Below are 18,078 nucleotides of genomic sequence, written 5' to 3'. Positions count from 1 at the left end.
AACAGCGGCTGGAAGTCCAAATGTTCACCGCAGTGACGACCACGCTTAACGTTCAACTCCTAAGTAAGCCATTAACAGAAGGAGGGTCAAACCATGGGACTCAATATTGAAGAGAATCAGAAGCTGGTTGAAGAGATTCTGGAAGCCTATCCCAAAAAGGCGCGGAAGGACCGCGAGAAGCATTTTCAGGTGGCGGATGAAAAGGCCATTGATTGCAGCACCTGTGCGGTAAAGTCCAATATCAAATCCCGTCCGGGTGTCATGACCCCGCGCGGCTGCGCCTATGCCGGCTCCAAAGGGGTGGTCTGGGGTCCGATCAAGGATATGGTCCATATCAGTCACGGGCCGGTGGGCTGCGGACAGTATAGCTGGGGCTCACGCCGTAACTTTGCGAATGGGACGCTTGGCATCGATAACTTTACAGCGATGCAGATTACCAGTGATTTTCAGGAGACGGATATCGTGTTCGGCGGGGATAAGAAGCTGGCCGTCATTATGCGTGAGATTAGCGAGATGTTCCCGCTGGCTAAGGGGATCTCTGTTCAGTCGGAATGTCCGGTCGGCCTGATCGGTGATGATATCGAAGCGGTGTCGAAGAAGATGTCCAAAGAGCTGGAAATGCCGGTTGTTCCGGTACGCTGCGAAGGCTTCCGCGGAGTCAGCCAGTCGCTGGGCCATCATATTGCGAACGATGCGATCCGTGACTTCGTGATGGGTCGTGCCGAGCTGGCGGAGACCGGTCCCTACGATGTGAATATCATCGGCGACTATAACATTGGCGGCGACGCCTGGGCCTCCCGTATCCTCCTGGAAGAGATGGGCCTGCGCGTTATTGCCCAGTGGTCCGGTGACGGCTCTCTGAACGAGCTGGAGGTAGCCCACAAGGCGAAGCTGAACCTGATCCACTGCCACCGCTCCATGAACTATATGGTTGACCATATGGAGAAAGCCTACGGTATCCCTTATCTGGAATGCAATTTCTTCGGGCCTACGAAGACGTATGAGAGCCTGCGGGCGATTGCAGCGCTTTTCGATGACACGATTCAGGAGAATTGCGAGCAGATGATCGCCAGATACAAGCCGGTCATGGATGCAGTGATCCGCAAATACAGACCGCGCCTGGAAAATAAGACCGTCATGCTGATGATCGGGGGCCTGCGTTCCCGCCACACCATCGGAGCTTATGAAGATCTGGGGATGGACATCGTAGCCTCCGGTTATGAATTCGCCCACAAGGACGACTATGAGAAGATGCTCCCGATGCTTGCTGAGGGAACCATTGTCATGGATGATCCTACAGCTTATGAGCTGGAAGAGCTCACTAAGAAGATGAACATTGATCTGGTGGGCTCAGGCGTGAAGGAGAAATATGTCTATCACAAGATGGGGGTGCCGTTCCGTCAGATGCATTCCTGGGATTACAGCGGCCCGTATCACGGCTTCGACGGCTTTAAGGTGTTCGCTAAGGATATGGATATGACCGTGAACAGCCCGGTATGGGATCTGGTGAGCAGACAAGGAACAATGGAGCCGAAGGAGGCGGGCGTATGAGCAGGGATGAACTGAACATTAAAGATAATACCAGCTTGTTCAAGGAAGAGCGTTATGTGCAGCAGCGGGAGAACAAGAAGCAGTTCGAAGCGCCCTGCAGCGAGCAGGAGACCGCCGAAGCACTCGCGTACTCCAAGTCTGCCGAATATATGGAGAAGAATTTCAGCCGCCAGAATGTGGTGATTAATCCGCATAAAGCGTGCCAGCCGCTGGGTTCAGTCATGGCCGCGCTCGGATTCGAGAAGACACTGCCGTTCGTACACGGGTCGCAGGGCTGCAATGCCTACTTCCGCAGCCATCTCAGCCGCCACTTCAAGGAGCCTACGCCGTCCGTATCCACGTCCATGACAGAGGATGCCGCCGTATTCGGCGGGATGAATAACCTGATTGACGGTCTGGAGAACAGTGTCGCCTTGTACAAACCGGAGATGGTTGCAATCTGTACTACCTGTATGGCTGAGGTCATCGGGGATGACCTGAACTCTTTTATCGGCAATGCCCGCATTAAAGGGGTGATCAGTGAGGAATATCCGGTAGCCTACTGCAACACGCCGAGCTTCGTCGGCTCACATATCACTGGCTACGACGCTATGATCAAGGGTATCCTGAGCTACCTCTACACCCGTTCGGGTATAGAGAGCAAGCCGGGAAGCGGCGCGGAGAGCGGAGAGAAGCTGAATGTGATGCTGGGCTTTGAGCCATACACCGGGAACTTCGCGGAGCTGCGCAAGATTCTGGGAGCCTTCGATACCAAGTACACCATACTTGGAGACCACAGCGGGAACTACGATTCACCGGCAACCGGAGAGTATGAATACTACTACGGCGGCACTAAGCTTGCGGATGTTCCGCAGGCAGCCAATGCGCTTGCCACCCTGTCCCTGCAAAAGTATACGCTGAAGAAGACCCAGGAATATATCAGCGGTACCTGGAACCAGCAGCTGGCAGCGTTATCCACGCCGCTGGGTATTAAGGGCACGGATACGCTGCTGGATACGATCAGTGAGCTGACCGGTCTCCCGATTCCAGCAATACTCACCGAAGAACGCGGCCGTGTCGTGGATGCGCTGATGGATAGTCACCCTTACCTGCATGGCAAACGGGTGGCGCTGGTAGGCGACCCGGATCTGCTCATCGGCCTGATCGGGTTCTGCCTGGAGACCGGGATGGAGCCGGTGCACATTATCTGCTCGAACGGTGATGTGGACTTCAATGAAGTGAAGTTCAAGGACGAAGCCGAAGCGCTGCTGGCAGCAAGCCCGTATGGCACCGAGGCTACTGTGCATGTAGGCAAAGACCTGTGGCATATGCGCTCGCTGCTGCTGAATGACAAGGTGGATCTGGCGATTGGCAGCTCCCATCTGAAATTTGCCGCCAAGGATGCGGAGGTGCCGCTGATGCGGGTTGGCTTCCCGATCTTCGATCGCCATCACATGCACCGTTATCCTATTATCGGGTATCAGGGAACACTCAACCTGCTCAGCCTGATCGTGAACACGATTCTGCAGCAGCTTGATGATCATAACTCCGGCTTTAATTTTGAGCTGGTGCGCTAACTGCGCGTAAGTCTGGCGTGAATTCCAGCCTCTTAAGCGAAGGAGATGATGAGCCGATGGACCCTTTACGGCAAGATGATTTTGATTCCCAGGCTTGCGGGAGTATAGCGCCTAAGGCGAAGCCCTGTCCAAGGCCCAAGCCGGGCGAAGCTGCTGGAGGCTGCTCCTTCGACGGAGCCCAGATCACGCTGCTGCCGATTATGGATGCTGCGCATCTGGTTCACGGACCGATTGCCTGCGCCGGAAACAGCTGGGAGAGCAGAGGCACGTTCTCCAGCGGCCCCTCCCTGTCCCGATACGGCTTCGCTACGGATCTTACGGATTCTGATATTATTTTTGGCGGCGAGAAGAAATTGAAGGACAGCATTGATTATATTGCCGGGCGCTTTGCGCCTCCGGCAATATTTGTATATTCAACCTGCGTGACCGCACTGATCGGCGAAGATATGGATGCGGTCTGCAAGGAGGCGGCGGACCGGATCGGGATTCCTGTGATCCCGGTGAACAGTCCCGGCTTCGTCGGGAGCAAAAATCTAGGGAACCGGCTGGCGGGGGATGCGCTGCTGCAGTATGTCATCGGGACGGGAGAACCGGAGCCGGAGACGGATCTAGGGGTGAATCTGATCGGGGAGTACAATATCGCCGGTGAGATGTGGGATATTGAGAAGCTGATGAACAGCGCCGGGATCGCTGTAACCTCGCGGATTACGGGGGATGCACGCTATAAAGAGATTACGTGGGCACACCGGGCGAGAGTGAATATGGTGGTCTGCAGCCGGGCGCTGCTGGGCCTTGCCAAGGAGATGGAGTCAAGATACAGCATCCCGTATTTCGAAGGCTCGTTCTATGGTGCGAAGGAAACGACCTATTCGCTGCGCCAGATGGCCTATCTGATGAATGACCGGGAGATGGAGCGGCGTGTGGACCGGCTCACCGAGCGGGAGGAGGCCAGGTTAAGCCAGGAGCTGCGGCCTTACCGCAAGCTGCTGAGGGGGAAGCGGGCCGTACTCTATACGGGCGGGGTCAAAAGCTGGTCCGTAATCTCGGCCCTGAAGGAGCTGGGCGTTCAGGTCGTCGGGGTAGGCACGAACAAAAGCACGGAGGATGATGTGCGGCGGATTGCCGACCGTGTGGGCGATGATACAGAATACATTCCCGAGGGCGGGGCCAGCCGGATCATCAAGACGGTAAGAGAGCGCAAGGCGGATATTATGATTGCCGGCGGCCGCAATATGTATGTGGCGATGAAAGAGCAGATTCCCTTCATTGATATTAATCAGGAGCGCCACAAGGCGTATGCCGGATATGAAGGGCTGCTGCGGCTGGCCAAAGAGCTGACTTATTCACTTGCGAACCCGATCTGGAAGCTGGCGGCAAGCCCTGCTCCCTGGGATAAGGAGGCACCGCCCTATGACCGTTAACCGGAGAAAAAAGCCCGCATCGGTCAACCCGATGAAGATCGGGCAGTCGCTGGGTGCCGTACTGGCCTTGCAGGGCTGCTACCGCGCTATGCCGCTGATTCACGGCTCCCAGGGCTGCTCCGCTTTTCCGAAGGCGCTCCTGACCCGTCATTTCCGGGAACCGATTGCCGTGCAGACCTCGGCGCTGCAGGAGATGGATGTCATCTTCGATGCCAACCGCAATCTGGAGGAGGCGCTCAATCTGGTACTGAGCAAGCACCGCCCGGATATCATCGGCATCATTGGGACGGAATTGACCGATGTAGCCGGTGTGGATTATCAGAACATGCTTAAGACGTATAAAAGAGAGCGGAATATGCGCGGAGGTCTCGCCTTCTCAGTGGTGCTGCCTGATTTTCGCGGATCGCTGGAATCGGGCTTCAGCGCTACGGTGGAGTCTATGATTGACGAGATGATCCAGCAGGTAGGACACCGGGGGCAAAGAAGCGTGAATACCCGGCAGATTACCCTGCTGCCCGGCTCGTTCTTAACCCCGGCCGATGTGATGGAGCTGAAGGAAATCATCTCCTCCTTCGGCTTCGAGGTGATTGCGCTGCCGGATATCTCGACCTCCTTGTCCGGCCATCTGCTTACCGGCTTTTCGCCGCTGACGCGCGGCGGGGTTCCGCTGGACTCTATGCTCCAGAGCCTGCAGTCCGGGCTGACGATTGCCGTGGGCGGCAGCATGGAGCGTCCTGCCCGACGGCTGCATAATGCCATTGGCACCCCGTATAAGGTATTCGAAGGGGCGATGGGGCTTAAAGCAACCGATGAACTGCTGCATTTCCTGCATCAGATCAGCGGGGAGCCGGTGCCGCTGCGGTATTGCTGGCAGCGGGAGAATCTGCTGGACGGTATGCTGGACGCCCATTTTCAATTTGCCGGAATGTCGGTGGTTGCCGCACTGGAACCGGATCATTTGCATTCGGTCTCGGGGTGGCTGGAGGAGCTGGGCGTAGAGCAGAAGGCGCTGATCACTTCGTTCGAGACCCCGCTCATTGCCGGAATGGAGCGCGAGGTATGGGTGGGCGATCTGGATGATGCCGAGGTGCTGGGCAAGGGAGCGGATCTCTGGATCAGTAATTCCCACGGGATCGCCGGGGCACAGCGGATCGGTGCCGCGTTCATGCCGGCCGGGTTCCCGGTCTGGAATGAGCTTGGCGCTTACATGTCCGTCTTGGTCGGGTACCGGGGAGCAATGGAATGGAGTAATAAGGCAGGGAATCTGTTCATGCAAAGGGAGGCAGGGCACCGTGAAAGTAGCGTTCGCCACAGATGATGGAAGCCGTGTGAATGCGCATTTCGGACAGAGTCCGATGTTCGCTGTATATAATGTAACGAAAGCCGGAGCTGAGCTGGTGGAGCTGCGCAGACTGTCAGCTGTGCTGAACCAGGATGAAGCAGGCAAAATCGACAGCCGCCTGGATTCCGTAGGCGATTGTACCCTGATCTTCATCATGCAGATCGGCGCATCGGCCGCTGCGCGGGTAACCCGCCGGAAAATCATGCCGGTGAAGGTTGCGTTCGGCAGCCCTATCGAGGAGCAGCTGAAGCGGTTGGTCGAGATGCTTCAGGGCAAGCCGCCGATGTTTCTGGCCAAGGTGTTGCGGGCAGAGGAAGCGGAAGAGAGTGAAGGAGGAGAAGAGGGTGGAACCCATGGCTAATGAGAGTGCGGCGCTGCAGGGTACGGTGATTCCGGGAGCTGCGGCGGTGAGACAGCGCAGTTCCAGAGCGCGCAAGGAGCTGAATCCGGAGACCGCAGATGCCCTGATCCGGCGTCTGTGTCATCTTCTGGATGCCGGAGACTTCTTTGGACGTGGCAGCAGCCTTCCTCCGCTGGAGAAGATCGCGAAGCTGTTCCTGGCATCTGCCGGGGATAAGGATCAATCGGAATTCAATTGCGCGGTGTCGCCCAAGGTCCGCCAGCAGGTGCCGCTGCTGTTCCAGGCTATGGCAGGCGTTATGGAGGAGAGATGCGGCCTTATGATCCAGAGTACAGCGGAGATTAACGGCGAGGGCTTCGGACGGGGGCTGCTCTACAGCGGCAGAGTCATTGTAGTGCTTAAGAGCCTGCGGGCCGGCTTCCCCTTCCCGTTCACTTCGGCTGAGAAGACGATTTCGTACGGGGTGGAGTGCATTGAAGAAGGAATGGCCTTTCTGGAGAAATATAAGGAGCTGACTTCAGCGCACGGCCTGCTTAGCCTGGAGGGCTAGAGTAAGAAAGGAATATCTAATATAAGTGGTCACAGGGGGAGTCAGGGATGGAGCAGCTTGCCGGAGGGTTGGAGCTGGAACGGTACACCCGGCAGCTGAAGCTGGTCGGGGAAGACGGGCAGAAGGCGCTGAAGGAAGCGACGGTTATGGTCGCCGGAATCGGCGGGCTTGGCGGAACGGCTGCCCTCTATTTGGCGGCGGCTGGCGTGGGCCGGCTTATTCTGGCCCATGAGGGGGTCATTTCAGCCCCTGACCTGAACCGGCAGATTCTGATGGACAGCAGGCATCTGGGTCAGGAGCGGATGAGTACGGCGATTGCCCGGCTGAAGCAGCTGAATCCGCATGTAGAGATTGAAGGCTATAATTCCAGAATTGAATATCCTCAGGCACGCCCCTGGATAGAAGCGGCCGATCTTGTGATCGATGCCCGGTACGACTTCCCTGAGCGGTATGCACTGAACCGTCTGTGTGTTGATACAAATACACCGATGGTGGAGGCGGCCATGTATGGCTTTGAAATATCGCTTACTACGGTGATTCCCGGACTTACGCCTTGCCTCGAGTGCCTGTATCCGGTGGTGCCGCCGCAGTGGGAGCCGCTCGGGTTCCCGGTTCTGGGCGCCACCTCCGGGATTGCCGGTTGTCTGGCAGCGCTGGAGGCCGTAAAATGGATTACAGGGGTAGGGACAACTTACGCGGGCGTAATGCATCGCTTCAGCTCACTCGACTTCGCCTGTTATAGCGTCCGTATTGCCCGTAATCCGAATTGCGCTTGCTGCGGAGAGGGAGGTAAACCGTGAAACGTCTCAAGCTATGTGACACGACACTCAGGGATGGTGAACAGGCGGCTGGAGTATCATTCACGAGGGCGGAAAAGCTGGAAATCGCAAAGTTGCTGTCGGAGAGCGGAGTAGAGCAGGCAGAGGTAGGCATTCCTGCCATGGGCAAGCGGGAGCAGGAGGATATTGCCGCTGTTGCCGAGCTGGGATTACCCATGAAGCTAATGACATGGAACCGCTCGGTCCCCGGGGATATTGACAAGGCCAAGGCTACCGGCGTGAGCTGGAGCCATATCTCCATTCCGGTGTCGGAGATTCAGCTGCAGGGCAAGCTGGGGCTGACGCCCCGGGAAGGTCTGAACAAGCTGCTGCGTACCGTGGAGTACGGGCTGCGGCAGGGTATGACTGTATCTGCAGGCATGGAGGACTCCTCCAGGGCGGAGTTGAGCTTCCTGATCGAAGTGGTGAATACCTTATACAAGGAAGGCGTCCGCAGGTTCCGGTATGCAGATACCGTCTCAGCCCATCATCCGGGCCAGATGGCAGAGCGGGTAAGCCGGCTGCTGGGAGAAGTGCCTGAGGATGTGGAGCTGGAGGTACACTGCCACAATGACTTCGGGCTGGCCTGCGCGAACACGCTCAGCGGCATAGCCGCCGGAGCGGTGTGGGCCAGTACGACGGTGGCCGGGATCGGCGAGAGGACCGGCAATGCGGCCATGGAGGAAGTAGCCATGGCCTGGCGCTATTTGTACGGCGGGGAATGCGCGGTCCGGCTGGAGGGGATCCAGGGCCTCGCCGACAAGGTAATCGCCGCGTCCGGCCGCAGTGTCGGCGATGCGAAGCCGGTCGTCGGGCAGCTCGCCTTCACCCATGAATCCGGGATTCATGTGGACGGGCTGATGAAGGAGCAGGAGACGTATCAGTTCTTCGATCCGGCGGTGGTTGGCCGGGCGCACCGCTATGTGCTGGGCAAGCATTCCGGCAGCGGCGGCGTGGCCCATGTGCTGGAGCAGCAGGGACTTGCGGTCAGCGCCGAGACGGCCGGCCGTCTACTGGAGAAGGTCCGGGCCTACGCGGAGGCCCGCAAGGGCACTGTGCCGGAAGTCATGCTGCTGCAGTGGCTGATGGAAGAGCAGCAGCGCGCGCAGAATGCGGTGTAGGCAACGCACTAAAAGCAAAAAGAAGCGGAGGGGAAATTTGGAACTGGAGGAGCGATAGCGACCGCCTTTGTGTTTGGATTTCTACCACGAGGAGTGGTTGCAATTAGGAAATCCAAAATACAACAGCGGCCGGAAGTCCAAATGTTCACCGCAGTGACGATCAAGCTTTGAGTTCTAATCTAAGTGCGTTTTAAATATGCAGATGCTTGAGCTGGGCTGTCCTCCATGTGGAGTGCGGCGCAGCTTTTTTTGGAATACAACGGCTGATGATATCCGGGTCTGGCAGGGCGGCGGGGAGGATAGACTCCACTTTGACGGAGGATTTTGTTACAATTTGAGCAGGCTGTAAATAGGCAGAGCGTATGGAGAAGGGAAGGCATCACTTTGAAGAAAACGATTTTTTTCGATATTGACGGTACGATCTATGATGAAGACAAGAATATTCCGGCTTCCACCAGAGAAGCGATAGCGGAGCTGAAGAGACGCGGGCACCATGTAGCAATTGCTACCGGAAGAGCGGATTATATGTTCGAGGGGCTGCGCGAGGAGCTGGGAATTGACTCATATGTCTCGCTGAACGGGCAGTATGTAGTCTATGAAGGGAAGCCGGTGTACAAGAACCCGATTGCGACCAGCGTGCTGGAGGAGCTGACCTTGTTCGCGGAGAAGCTGGATCACCCTGTTGCGTATACGGATACGGCGGGCATGAGAGTGAATGTGGCCGATCATGAGTACATCAATACGAGCGTTGGTTCGCTGAAGCTGGTATTTCCGACGCATGACGCCGGATATTTCCTGAAGAATGACATTTACCAGGCGATGATCTTCTGTCCGCAGGAGAGTCAGCAGATCTATGCCGAGCGGTACCCGGAGCTGAATTTCATCCGCTGGCACCCGCTGTGTATGGATGTGCTGCCCGGCAACGGCTCCAAAGCGAACGGGATCGCGGAGATGTTGAAGGTGATCGGGGTGAAGAAGGAAGAGGTCTATGCTTTTGGCGATGGCCTGAATGATGTGGAGATGCTGGGGTATGTCGGGTATGGCATTGCCATGGGCAACGGCGAGAAGGCAGCGAAGGCGGCCGCCTCCTTCATTACGAAATCTGTCCGCGAGGACGGGATCTATGAAGGCTTGAAGATGGTCGGGCTGCTGTAAATAGGAGCACTCGGTTGCTAGGGTCTCACTTCATTGAACTCTTGAGGGGATATTCTTACTCCCGGATCTAGCATGGTGCTTTACTGGACGAGTATTCGATTGCAGTTTATGCAATGGAATACTTTTTTTGCATTTTGAACGGTTTCTATTGCACTCTATACAGCAGAGAAGTAGACGAATAGGTCCATCTGAGGACTCTGCACCGAAATCTAATGTATGAACTGCATTCAAATATGATCACCGGGGCAATCGAAGGCGGTTTGTCCGTCAATAGTATATGTTTTGGCTGGACGGGGTGTGATGGGGCGGGTGAACAATTTTGGCTCTGCGCAGATAAACTCAGCTTGTCCAACCGGTACAAATCACCCGTTTTCCCAAAATAAATATTTGCCTACGGGATGAATGTCCATGCCCCCTCTGGGTAAACGGAGTAGGATACATAAAGTCTATAGGAGGTGTCAAATATGGGTCGTACGGAACGTAAGAAGAAAAAGCGGAGCTGCACAGAGGAGTTTGCCGGATGCCCTCTGCCAAGAGCGAAACGTCCCGCGACAAAACGGAAGGACAACAAATGCGGCTGCAAGAAAATTATCGTCAAACAGCAAATTGTCCGCGTCAATATTCCATTAGGTGCGCTGGGGGCCGCGGGTGCGGCAGGAGCCTTAAGCGCGGCAGGCGCTGTTGAAGCGCTGGGAGCGGCGGGAGCCGCAGGTGCAGCAGGTGCGCTCGGCGCAGCGGGAGCAGCCGGAGCGCTGGGCGAACAGGGAACCGCAGGGGCACTGGGGGCAATTGGCGCGGCCGGAGCACTTGGCGCCGCAGGTGCAGCCGGTGCCGCAGGTGCCCGTGGAGCAGCGGGAGCAGCCGGGCTGTTGGGCGCAGCCGGAGCAGTCGGGGGGCTGGGCGCAGCCGGTACCCAAGGTGCGCTCGGCGCTGCGGGAGCGGCCGGAGCATTAGGCGCGGCCGGAGCGCTGGGCGGGATCGGTCCCGCGGGCCCGGCGGGGCCAGCTGGAGCGGCAGGAGCCATCGGCCCGGCGGGGCCAGCTGGAGCGGCGGGAGCCATCGGCCCGGCGGGGCCAGCCGGAGCGGCGGGAGCTACCGGCCCGGCGGGGCCAGCGGGAACGGCAGGAGCTACCGGCCCGGCGGGGCCAGCGGGAACGGCAGGAGCAGCGGGGGCCACAGGTGCTACGGGAGTAGCGGGGCCCGCTGGAGCAACGGGTGCAACAGGAGTTGCCGGTCCAGCCGGGGCAACGGGAGCGACGGGTGCCACAGGGGCAGCCGGTGGAATTGCCCAGTTCGGATACGTCTATAACCTCGGCGCGCAGGTAGTGCCGATTGAGGCAGATGTGTCTTTTGATACGAATGGGTTGTTAACTCCCGGAATCACACATGCCCCTGGTACAACTACAATATCGGTAACCAATGCGGGGAGCTATGAGGTTAATTTCTCCGTATCCGGAGTGGAGCCCGGCCAATTTGCATTATTCGTAAACGGGGCGCAGGTTCCGGGAACAGTCTATGGTTCGGGTGCAGGCACCCAGCAGAACACCGGGCAGGCGATCATCGCATTATCGTCAGGCGATGTGCTGACGCTTCGGAATCACAGCTCGGCTGCCGCAGTCACTCTGCAGACGCTGGCTGGAGGAACACAAGCCAATGTCAATGCTTCGATTGTCATTAAGCAGCTGGCTTAGTACAGCATCAGTACCAAGAAGTGAATTCATTCACCATGAGCAATTTATGGGGTTCGGTTTAACGTATCACCGGTAATAAATCAGACGATTTAGATGTACGGAATGCAATTAGGCGTACCGTATGTAGCGTCATCGTTCGGCTTTCGACCAGAATAATTTCACTCATTGGGCCGGATACGTACCGGCAGAAGGCGGGGTACCCGATCAGGTATCCGGCCTTTCTTTTTGCCGCAAAGGTCGATCAGGCATGTGAATACGAAGGTTGGTTGAAGGCGGTTGTTCTGGTTAAAATATATTAATGTGTCTTATGCAACAGGAATCGAGAGAAGCGGAGGTATCTGAAGTGAACCCTAAATGGTGGAAAGAGAGTGTTGTCTACCAGATCTATCCGATTAGCTTCATGGACAGTAACGGTGACGGCATTGGAGATCTGCGCGGGATCTTATCGAAGCTTGACTACTTGCAGGACCTCGGCGTGGATGTGATCTGGGTCTGCCCGATTTATAAATCCCCAAACCATGACAATGGCTATGATATCAGCGATTATTGCGACATTATGAAGGAATTCGGCACGATGGATGATTTTGACCTGCTGCTGCGCGAGATGCATTCCCGCGGGATGAAGCTGATGATGGACCTGGTGCTGAATCATACCTCGCATGAGCATCCGTGGTTCGTGGAATCCAGAAGCTCGAAGGACAATCCCAAGCGTGACTATTATATATGGCGAAAAGGTAAAAACGGCGGTCCGCCGAACAACTGGGAATCCTACTTCAGCGGTTCGGTCTGGGAGCTTGATCCCCGTACGGATGAATATTACCTGCATCTGTATTCCCGGTTCCAGCCAGATCTCAACTGGGAGAATCCGGCCGTCATCGACAAGCTGCACGAGATGGTGCAGTGGTGGCTGAAGAAGGGTGTGGATGGCTTCCGCTTCGATGCAATTGCCCATATCGTGAAGGCGGAAGGCTACCCGGATGCCCTGAATCCCGGCGGCACCCCCACTGTCCGCGCCTATGACATGTTCTCGAACCTGAATCATGTGCATACCCTGCTGCAGAATCTGCACGATCAGGTGCTCTATTACTACGACATCATGACGGTAGGGGAGACCTCCGGGCTTGGGCCGGAGCAGGCGCTGGATTATGTCGGAGACGGACGCCGCGAGCTGAATATGACCTTTCAGTTCGAGCATATGAATCTGGATGCCGCCTCGCCGGGCAGCGGGAAATGGGATGTGGTGCCCTGGAAGCTGACGGAGCTTAAGACCATCATCAGCGATTGGCAGACCGTCCTGCATAACCGGGGCTGGAACGCTAACTATCTGTGCAATCACGACCAGCCGCGCTCGGTCTCGCGGTTCGGCGATGACCTATACTACCGGGTACCGTCGGCCAAGATGCTCGCCACCTTCATTCATATGCTTGAAGGCACGCCGTACATTTATCAGGGTGAGGAGATCGGCATGACCAATGTAGCCTTCGAGTCGATCGATGATTACCGGGATGTGGAGACCTTGAACTATTATGAGGAAAAGCGCAACGCCGGTGTTCCCGAAGCCGACATCATGGCTGCTATTCATACCAAAAGCCGCGACAATGCTCGGACTCCGATGCAATGGGATGATGGCGAGGATGGCGGGTTCACCACAGGTGTCCCGTGGATCAGGGTCAACTCGAACTCCCGGGAGATCAACGCGGCCAGCAGCGTCAAGGACCCGGACTCTATTTTCAACTATTATAAGAAGCTAATTCAGCTGCGCAAAAAACATCAGGTCATCGTCTATGGTGAATACAGACTCTTGCTGGAGGAGCATCCCGAAATCTATGCTTATACCCGGACGCTGGAGGATCAGCGGCTGCTCGTGATCCTGAATTTCTCCGGACATGAGCCGGTCTTTGAGCTGCCGGAGGAATTCCAGCCCGCCGCGAAGCTGGAACTGCTGATCTCCAATTATGAGCCTGCTCAGGAGGAGGATCTCCAGCAGTTGAAGCTCCGCCCTTATGAAGCGCGCGTGTATCTGCAGCGGTTGGATAAGGGGTTTGCTAAAGCGAACCCAAGCTATAATTGAGCATAGAACCGAACGAATGCAGAACCGAACCTATAGATGTGCAGCAGGCCTGGCGGAAACGCCGGGACTGCTGTTTGTTATGCGGAAGACTGAATACATATGCGCCGCGAGGTATTGCGAATTATTATGTTTTTTGTCCACACTGTGATCCTATTCCTTTAATTATAAATAAATGATTATGTGTTGCAGGTCTGTGACTTCGCTGGGCTTCTATAGTAAAAGGCGGTACAATAGGCGTTATTAGAGACAGGGATAAGCCCGTGCGGTGAAGCGGGGTATGGAGGGAGTTAGGAGAGAGATGAGTGAGTGGTATGAGCAATGTTTTGGCGAGGACTATCTGATTGTATACAGACACAGGGATTTCAGCGGTGCGCGTCATGAGGTGGAGAGCCTGATCCAGTGGCTTGGCCTGCCCCGGGGTGCGAAGGTGCTGGACCTCTGCTGCGGCATGGGCCGCCATTCGCTGGCTCTGTCGCAGGCTGGCTATGAAGTAACGGGCGTGGATCTGTCGGAGGTGCTGCTGCGTGAGGCGCGTGCGCAGGCGGGTGCGGAGCAGGTAACCTGGCTGCGCTCGGATATGCGTGAGCTTCCGCTTACGGGCGGCTTCGATGCTGTGGTCAATTTGTTCACTTCTTTTGGGTATTTTGAAGAGGATGAGGAGCAGATTAAGGTGCTTAAGGAGATCTGCCGGATGCTGAAGCCGGGTGGCCGGTTCCTCATTGATTTCCTGAACCCGGCTTACGTCATCCGCCATCTGGTGCCCCATTCGGTCCGGGAGGATGGAGATATCACGATTGACGAGACCCGCCGGATCGAGGAGGGGTATGTGAAAAAGGAGATCCTGCTGACCTCGAAGGCTGGGAGCGCTCCGGCCCGCAAGTGCCAGGAACGGGTGAAGCTCTACACGCTGGAGGATTTCCGCAGAATGCTTGACGCTGCCGGGCTGCGGCTGGATACCGTTCACGGCGGCTACGATGAAGAGGAGTATGACACGGAAGCCTCAGCCCGCATGATCTTCATGGGAGGCAGACCTTAGAGATGGCATCAGGGAGAGGGCTTAGAGGAGGCGAAGGAAGGTTGAACAAGGAGATTATTCAAGCTTGGGACGGCGGAGTTCTTCAGGTATCGGTGCCGATGGGGCTGCCGCTGCGTCAGGTTAACAGCTATCTTCTGCCGGACAAGGACGGCAGGGTTACAGTCATTGATCCAGGGCCGCATACACCGGCTGCCGAGCTTGCCTGGCAGGGGGTACTCGAGGCGCTGAGCCTTACCTGGACGCAGGTGCGGGATATCGTGGTGACCCATCATCATCCCGACCATTACGGGCTGGCAGGCTGGATGCAGTCCCGCAGCGGAGCGCGGGTGTGGATGAGCGAGCGGGCGCATGCCGAGGCTGCCCTGGCCTGGGGGGACGAGGCGATTCTGAATGAGGCGCTGCCGCTCTTTTTCCGGCGGCATGGCATGCCGGAGGAGTGGCTTCGGGGTATCCGGGAGCATCTGGATAGCTTCCTGCCCGAGGTGACCCCGCAGCCGGAGGTCACCTATATCCATGCCGCGGAGCCGTTTGTGATGGGCAGCTGTGAATGGCAGCCCATTATCACAGGCGGGCATGCGCCGGGGCATGTGTCGTTCTACCACGGCGGGAGCGGGCAGATCCTCTGCGGCGATGCTGTGCTGCCGCAGATCTCGCCCAATGTCGGCCTGCAGCCGGGCAGCGATCCGCAGCCGCTGCTGACGTTCCTGGAGGGGCTGCGGGAGCTGCGCAGCCTGCGGGTAACGCTGGCGTTCCCGGGCCACCGGGAACCGTTCCCGGGGTTCACGGCGCGGGCGGACAGCCTGCTCCGGCACCATGAGGAGCGGCTGGATGCTACAGCCGCGCTGCTCGCAGGCGGACCGCAGAGCGGGTTCGCGGTCTGCGAGGGGCTGTTCCGCAGCCGGGTCGCGACAGCGCACCAGATGCGGTTCGCCATGAGCGAGGCGCTGGCCCATCTGGCCGAGCTGGTGCGCCGGGGGCGGGCGGACGAGACGGAGGCCGGTCCAGGCGGCGGCCTGCTTTTCACGGCTGTGGAGTAGACTGGCGCGAGGAAGCGGTGCCGACTGCTGGCAGCAGATTACAAGATACTGTAATTTGCTGCCGATAGCCCGCTGCTCATCACATGTAGTAGCTCATGACATGCAGTAGCTCATCACACGTGGCTCATCACACGCAACTCACCACACGTTGCCCATAACACGCCCACACAACTCACGACACGTAGCCCCCATAACACGCCCACACAGCTCACGACAGGTAGCTCCCCATAACACGCCCACACAGCTCAAAACACGTAGCCCATAACTCGCTGTAATGCCCCACTGCACATAACCCGCTGACCGAAAACCGCTCATTAGCCTGTTGCTACCCTCACACTATTCTGGAAACCTCGACTACTGGAATGCCTGGAAAAATTGGCTAAATCGTTGGTGAAACTTGCAGCCTGTAATCAACACTACCTCCAGCCCGGCTGCAGGCGGGTGATGTGTGCTATTCAAAGGGATAAATCCCATTGATTCGGCTAGAAGTGGCGGATGGTCCGAAATGAAGGGGATAAATCCCACTAATTTGGATGAAAGTGGTGGATGGTCCGAAATGAAAGGGATAAATCCCATTGATTCGGCTAGAAGTGGCGGATGGTCCGAAATGAAGGGGATAAATCCCACTGATTTGGATGAAAGTGGCGAATGATCCGAAATGAAAGGGATTAATCCCTTTGAGCAGTCTGAATGAGGAGCATAAATGCCCCTGAATTCGCCGAAAGCGGGCGGGGAGCGTAAATGAAGAGCACAAATGCCCCTGAATTCGGCGAAAGCGGGCGGGGAGCGTAACTGAGGAGCACAAGTGCCCCTGAATTCTGCACACCTGTTGATTTTTTGACAACTGATAAATATAATGAACCCAACTAAGGGCTCAAGGGAAGGAGATGTAAGAGGGATGGCGGTGGACAGGCGGATTGGGAAGACGCGGGATGCTATTTTTAAGGCGTTTCTTAGTCTGATGGAAGAGAAGAGCTTTGAGCAGATTACGGTCCATGAGATTGCGGAGCGGGCTAATGTCAGCAGAGGGACTATCTATCTGCATTTTGTGGACAAATATGATCTGCTGGATCAGTGTGTGGAGAAGGAAATGACGGAGCTGCGCGACCGCTGTATGGGCGTCCAGGAGAATCTGGATTTCACCTCTTCCGGTCCTCTGCTGCGTACGGCTGAATATGTCGAGCAACATGCTACCGTCTTCATTACCCTGATTAATAACAGCGGCATTCCTGCCTTCAGAAGCCGTCTGCATGCCATGCTGATGGAGGGACTGGCGGAGCAGATCGATATGGAGGGGGTGAACCGGGGGATGAACAAGGAGATACTGCTGCATTTTATGGCTTCGGCTGCCGTGGGAGTCATGGAATGGTGGATTACACACTCACTGCCGATTTCGGCCAAAAAGCTGATGGAGGATATCAGTATCCTCCTCGAACGCAACCAAATGGGACCGCAGCCGCTGGACGCTCTGCCCTAGACAATAATCTGACGGTGTCGTCCAGTGGCCTGCGGTCTGCAATTATCCCCATTCTTAAGAATCTGGCTGGATCACCTTCATCTTGGACGGGTTGTTGATTTTGTATTTGACCGGGTGCTGGGAGAGCTTCTTAGCCACAATTTTTGCTTCAAAAGAAACAGGGTCGCCCTCCTTCAGCTCCAGCTTCTTCAGCGTGGCACTATGGCTTGACCAGACTTCGTCAATGGCCAGCTCATGCCCTTCTATCGCTACATTGTCATAGATAATCACTTCATCATCGTTATCCGAAAAGTGGTTGGGAACGGTCGTGAATTCCTTGACAACCGCTGTAACCTTGAGCTTGTCTTCCGGCAGCTGCAGGGCGGGCTTCTTTTTGGAGGCGGCTGGCTTGCGCAGCTTCTCTGCCGGAGCCGCTGTCTCCGTAGCACTCACGCCTTCCGCAGCAATCCCACTCTCTGAACGCTCCGCAGTATCGCCCCCCGCAGCACCAGCACTTCCCGCACCCTCCACATCGGCCTCACCGCGAACCTCCTCAACCGGCTGGTTCTCCAGCAACTCCTCTCCGGCAGCTTCTGCCGGGTCCTCGGACCGTGCATCTGCCGCCGCTTGTGCGCGCTGGCCGAAGCTGGCGGTCTGCATTTCTTTGAGGTACGCCGGGTGGATACAATGCTGCTGCTTATTCTCGAACTGGACCACCACCGTCTGATTATCCACAAACCCTATAATTTCACAAGGCAGGGTCAGGCCCTGCCGCTTGTACAGATAAGTCTTGACCCGGGTAGCTGAACCGGGCAGAAGATTCCATTCCTTACACCGCTCAATCCGCTCATCCTCACTCTCGAAATCCTGGACGGCCAGCGGCTCCACTACGAACGAATAGGTCATGCATAC

The 18,078-nt window shown here is 56.7% G+C and carries 15 protein-coding genes; 14 read left to right on the top strand and 1 reads right to left on the bottom strand.

Annotation, left to right across the window (positions count from 1 at the left end):
- The first annotated feature begins 93 nt into the window (after positions 1 to 93).
- The 14 genes from nifD (at position 94) to MKY86_RS24590 (ending at position 17,187) form a co-directional block, all read left to right on the top strand.
- Positions 94 to 1,551 (top strand): nitrogenase molybdenum-iron protein alpha chain, encoded by a 1,458-nt coding sequence (nifD, locus tag MKY86_RS24655; RefSeq protein WP_076083084.1) that lies wholly within the window; start codon positions 94 to 96, stop codon positions 1,549 to 1,551.
- Positions 1,548 to 3,107: a nitrogenase molybdenum-iron protein subunit beta gene (gene nifK / locus MKY86_RS24650; RefSeq protein ID WP_076083088.1), complete on the top strand. Its 1,560-nt coding sequence runs from the start codon at positions 1,548 to 1,550 to the stop codon at positions 3,105 to 3,107. The genes nifD and nifK overlap by 4 nt, the downstream gene beginning before the upstream one ends.
- A gap of 56 nt (positions 3,108 to 3,163) precedes the next feature.
- Positions 3,164 to 4,528, top strand: a complete 1,365-nt coding sequence (gene nifE, locus MKY86_RS24645; protein WP_076083092.1) for a nitrogenase iron-molybdenum cofactor biosynthesis protein NifE — start codon at positions 3,164 to 3,166, stop codon at positions 4,526 to 4,528.
- Positions 4,518 to 5,846, top strand: a complete 1,329-nt coding sequence (nifN, locus tag MKY86_RS24640; protein ID WP_076083095.1) for a nitrogenase iron-molybdenum cofactor biosynthesis protein NifN — start codon at positions 4,518 to 4,520, stop codon at positions 5,844 to 5,846. The genes nifE and nifN overlap by 11 nt, the downstream gene beginning before the upstream one ends.
- Positions 5,821 to 6,231 (top strand): nitrogen fixation protein NifX, encoded by a 411-nt coding sequence (gene nifX, locus MKY86_RS24635; protein ID WP_076083098.1) that lies wholly within the window; start codon positions 5,821 to 5,823, stop codon positions 6,229 to 6,231. The genes nifN and nifX overlap by 26 nt, the downstream gene beginning before the upstream one ends.
- Positions 6,224 to 6,781, top strand: a complete 558-nt coding sequence (locus tag MKY86_RS24630; RefSeq protein ID WP_076083101.1) for a DUF269 domain-containing protein — start codon at positions 6,224 to 6,226, stop codon at positions 6,779 to 6,781. Before nifX ends, MKY86_RS24630 begins: the two co-directional genes overlap by 8 nt.
- 47 nt (positions 6,782 to 6,828) lie before the next feature.
- On the top strand, positions 6,829 to 7,581 hold the full coding sequence (locus MKY86_RS24625) for a HesA/MoeB/ThiF family protein (protein ID WP_076083104.1): 753 nt from the start codon (positions 6,829 to 6,831) through the stop codon (positions 7,579 to 7,581).
- Positions 7,578 to 8,720 carry a homocitrate synthase/isopropylmalate synthase family protein gene (locus MKY86_RS24620; protein WP_076083107.1) on the top strand — a complete coding sequence of 381 codons (1,143 nt, stop codon included), beginning with the start codon at positions 7,578 to 7,580 and terminating at the stop codon, positions 8,718 to 8,720. The genes MKY86_RS24625 and MKY86_RS24620 overlap by 4 nt, the downstream gene beginning before the upstream one ends.
- A gap of 384 nt (positions 8,721 to 9,104) precedes the next feature.
- Entirely contained in the window at positions 9,105 to 9,875 is a 771-nt protein-coding gene (locus tag MKY86_RS24615; RefSeq protein WP_076083110.1) for a Cof-type HAD-IIB family hydrolase, read from the top strand.
- A 464-nt stretch (positions 9,876 to 10,339) separates the two neighbouring features.
- Positions 10,340 to 11,566: a BclA C-terminal domain-containing protein gene (locus tag MKY86_RS24610; RefSeq protein WP_083685593.1), complete on the top strand. Its 1,227-nt coding sequence runs from the start codon at positions 10,340 to 10,342 to the stop codon at positions 11,564 to 11,566.
- A gap of 343 nt (positions 11,567 to 11,909) precedes the next feature.
- Positions 11,910 to 13,637, top strand: coding sequence for a glycoside hydrolase family 13 protein (locus MKY86_RS24605; protein ID WP_076083173.1), 1,728 nt, complete (start codon positions 11,910 to 11,912; stop codon positions 13,635 to 13,637).
- A 298-nt stretch (positions 13,638 to 13,935) separates the two neighbouring features.
- On the top strand, positions 13,936 to 14,673 hold the full coding sequence (locus MKY86_RS24600; protein ID WP_076083113.1) for a class I SAM-dependent methyltransferase: 738 nt from the start codon (positions 13,936 to 13,938) through the stop codon (positions 14,671 to 14,673).
- Positions 14,674 to 14,714: 41 nt separating this feature from the next.
- The gene (locus tag MKY86_RS24595) at positions 14,715 to 15,710 is read left to right on the top strand and encodes an MBL fold metallo-hydrolase (RefSeq protein WP_076083116.1); all 996 of its coding nucleotides are present in this window, start codon (positions 14,715 to 14,717) and stop codon (positions 15,708 to 15,710) included.
- Positions 15,711 to 16,608: 898 nt separating this feature from the next.
- Positions 16,609 to 17,187, top strand: a complete 579-nt coding sequence (locus tag MKY86_RS24590; protein ID WP_340827551.1) for a TetR/AcrR family transcriptional regulator — start codon at positions 16,609 to 16,611, stop codon at positions 17,185 to 17,187.
- A gap of 54 nt (positions 17,188 to 17,241) precedes the next feature.
- Here MKY86_RS24590 and MKY86_RS24585 read toward each other — a convergent pair whose 3' ends face one another.
- Entirely contained in the window at positions 17,242 to 18,072 is an 831-nt protein-coding gene (locus MKY86_RS24585) for a hypothetical protein (RefSeq protein WP_076083122.1), read from the bottom strand.
- Positions 18,073 to 18,078: the final 6 nt, after the last annotated feature.

This window comes from Paenibacillus sp. FSL R7-0333 (assembly GCF_038000365.1).
In the GTDB taxonomy this organism is placed as follows: domain Bacteria; phylum Bacillota; class Bacilli; order Paenibacillales; family Paenibacillaceae; genus Paenibacillus_AQ; species Paenibacillus_AQ silagei.
Note: the sequence above shows the minus strand (reverse complement) of the source record. Positions and strands in the feature narration are given on the sequence as shown.